We start from the raw sequence: 2,622 nt of genomic DNA on the forward strand, positions 1-2,622 counted from the left end.
AAAGAGATTCGAAGAAATGTGCAAGCTTTTATTCGTGAGTTAAATGACTCACCTAGAAAAGTTATTGATTGATTGTGCATTCGATTGTAAAAGATAAATTCAACTTATATAGCTAAAATCATTACGTTAAATAAGTTGCTTCCAAGAACATTTCCTACAGCTAAATCGGGGTTTGAAATAATGATGGACGTGACGCTTGTTGTAATCTCAGGTAATGATGTGGCGCCTCCTAATAAAAGAGCAATCAATATGCCGCTTAAAGCAGATTTCCGCTCAATAGTATCTGCATAAATAGATAGCCGAATGGCTAGGAATATCGTAATAGCAGCTGAAATACCAAAAGCTAAAAATACCAATAAAAGCAATCCTTTCTATATTAAATCTTAAGAGTCGTTAACATCATATCAGATATGGTAAAAACAAGCATGCAATAGCTCTCTTTAGTGTGTGCTAAAAGGTAAAATCGAATAAGCCAAGTTAGCAAAAAATACAGTTTAGCTTAAGATAGGTAGGGAAACGTAAACAATAGAAAATGATCTGTATTTCTAACACTTGACTAAATACCTGTAGGGGTATATAGTGTAACTATAAATTAATTGAATCTCTTTAAAGAGGCGGTGAGTTAATGAGCTACTTTATAGGAAGTTTTCTCGTTATAATGCTAGGTGCTTTAGCATATAAACGCAATTATCCCGTTAAGGGTGTGCAATGTGTTAATGACCCTAATGAGCTAAAAGATGACCGGCTACTTGTTGATATTCGTCATTACAACGAAAGAAGCGAAAGTGAATATAGGAACGTTATAAACATTCCCTATGCGTATTTAAAACGCTTTTATTCTGAAATACCGAATCAACAAATTCACATCATCGCAGAAGATAAAATAGAGCTACATTTAGGAATTCGCTTTTTACGTCAGAAAGGATATATTGTGTCAAGCTATCAGTTAGCGACTTGTCCATGCAAAACAGAAAAAGAACTAGTTGGTTGTGGAGTGTGAGTTTAATTTGTATCCTTATATACCTACCAGGGTAAAATAGAGATGGATTAAGGATATCAATATGAAGAAAAAGGAGAATGAATATGTTACTTAAATACTTTTATGATGAAAAATTAGCACAAGCTTCTTATCTGGTAGGGTGTCAAGCTGCAAAAGAAGCTGTTGTTGTAGATCCTGCTCGAAATATTGAACCATACATTCAAGAAGCAGAAAAAAATGGAATGAAAATCATTGGTGCTTTAGAAACCCATATTCACGCTGACTTTGTGTCTGGAGGTCGCGAGTTAGCTGAAAGAGTAGGGGCTACGTTATATGTATCAGACGAGGGAGATGCAGATTGGAAGTATCAAAACATTGATCACTTACCTCATAAATTGCTAAAAGGTGGGGACCAGTTTAAGATTGGGAATCTAACATTCGGTGTAGTGCATACGCCTGGTCACACGCCGGAAAGCATTTCGTTTACGTTAACGGACGGCGGTGCTAAAGCAGATGAACCAATGGGGATTTTTACAGGAGACTTTGTATTTGTTGGAGATGTTGGTCGCCCAGACTTATTAGAAAAAGCAGCGGGTGCACAGGGAACAGCACAGTCAGGCGGATATCAATTGTTTGAATCGCTTCAAAAGTTCAAAGAGCTGCCTGATTTTATGCAGGTTTGGCCGGGACACGGAGCAGGAAGCGCATGCGGAAAAGCCCTTGGTGCCGTGCCTTCTTCAACTGTAGGGTATGAGAAACGCTTTAACTGGGCGCTTCAGCATACGGAAAAAGAAGCGTTTGTAAATGCTTTGTTAGATGGACAGCCAGAGCCACCGAAATATTTTGCAGTGATGAAAAAGGTGAATAAAGTAGGACCAAACAGCTTATCAAAGCTTCCAAAGGTTAACAAGTTAGCAGACGTAATCGAAGTAGAAAAGCAAATTCAAGCAGGTTATCAGGTAATTGATACAAGAAGCGCAGCGGAATTTGCTGAAAATCATATAGAGGGAACGATTAATATTCCCTTTAACAACTCATTTGCAAATTGGACCGGCTGGATTGTGAATTATGATCGTCCATTATATGTCCTAACAGCGGATGAACAGATTGGTGAAATTGAAAAAGTGTTACATTCTGTTGGGATTGATCAGCTGGTTGGCTACTACGATGCAAACAAAGCAGTAGTAGAAGCTTCTACGACACAGTCTTATGAAAGTATTACGCCACACCAAGCAAAAAACATGCTTGATCAAAACAAAGCACAGGTACTAGATGTTCGAAGCTTAGAAGAGTGGAAAGCAGGTCACATTGAAGGTGCCACTCACATTATGCTTGGAACCTTGTTAGATCGAATTGATGAGGTGCCAGCTCACCGTCCGCTAATTGTTCAGTGTGGTTCAGGAGTTCGTTCTGCGATTGCGATCAGCCTCCTTCAATCCAAAGGAATAACGGAGGTTTACAATTTAACAGGTGGTTATGGTCAGTGGAAACAGGAGATTCAAGAATAAGATAAAAAAACCGCTATGCGTTAAGGAGATTGATACGCATAGCGGTTTTTTATTATGTAATAAAATTCACTAGTGTTGCATTAATTTAAATTAACTATTAAAAAGACTCAAAATCTTCAATTTTATTATTTTAGG

The 2,622-nt window shown here is 37.9% G+C and carries 3 protein-coding genes; 2 read left to right on the plus strand and 1 reads right to left on the minus strand.

What is annotated here, in order from left to right; all coding sequences use genetic code 11:
* Nucleotides 1-104: 104 nt before the first annotated feature.
* Entirely contained in the window at nt 105-356 is a 252-nt protein-coding gene (locus tag AC1UFB_RS16930; protein ID WP_482589534.1) for a hypothetical protein, read from the minus strand.
* Between the two features lie 269 nt (nt 357-625).
* Here AC1UFB_RS16930 and AC1UFB_RS16935 point away from each other — a divergent pair, with 269 nt between their 5' ends.
* A complete protein-coding gene (locus tag AC1UFB_RS16935; protein WP_025911781.1) occupies nt 626-1,000 on the plus strand; it encodes a rhodanese-like domain-containing protein in 375 nt (124 codons plus the stop codon).
* Between the two features lie 83 nt (nt 1,001-1,083).
* Nucleotides 1,084-2,487, plus strand: a complete 1,404-nt coding sequence (locus AC1UFB_RS16940) for an MBL fold metallo-hydrolase (protein ID WP_025911782.1) — start codon at nt 1,084-1,086, stop codon at nt 2,485-2,487.
* Nucleotides 2,488-2,622 lie beyond the last annotated feature (135 nt).

The organism is Priestia sp. KCTC 13724, assembly GCF_056820425.1.